Raw genomic sequence first — 511 nt, 5'->3', positions numbered from 1 at the left:
TATGCCGGCCGATGCCGTTGCAGCCCTCGACCGCCCACAGGCGGTCCTTGTGCTTGCGACCGGCGGCGAGCATGGCCTGGTAGCCGTCGCGGTCGGTGCCGAACCGGCCCTGCCCGAGCGCCTTCTCTCGGGCGTTGATGATTTCGATGGTCGCGGAACGCTTATGCGGGTCCACGCCGATGATGACCTGGGCCATCGTGTCCTCCCTCGATCCGACGATGGAACGTCGACGGGAGGGCAGCGCTACCTTGAGCCGGGCAGTCCCCTCTTGAGCCTCTCACCGCCGCGGTGACCGGCGGGACGCACGCCAGATGAGAGCCACACCAAACAGCGGTGGGCAGCCGCGATGAGAGCGACCCCACCGGTCACCTCGACCAAGCCTGACAGTGAGGATCATGGGAGAGCCCTCCCCGGCCGGGTCTGACCCTAAGCCTGGCTGACCTCGGGTCTTGAACCGGATCTGTCGATCTGGCCGGGAAGGGCTGCTCGTGCACTCACCGGACGGGTGTCG

The 511-nt window shown here is 67.5% G+C and carries 1 pseudogene; it reads right to left on the bottom strand.

The features are described from left to right. Window positions 1–196: pseudogene (locus DKL51_RS33815) on the bottom strand (IS110 family RNA-guided transposase); the annotation flags it as partial. Window positions 197–511: the final 315 nt, after the last annotated feature.

Source organism: Micromonospora globispora, assembly GCF_003857015.1.
GTDB lineage: Bacteria > Actinomycetota > Actinomycetes > Mycobacteriales > Micromonosporaceae > Micromonospora > Micromonospora globispora.
Note: the sequence above shows the minus strand (reverse complement) of the source record. Positions and strands in the feature narration are given on the sequence as shown.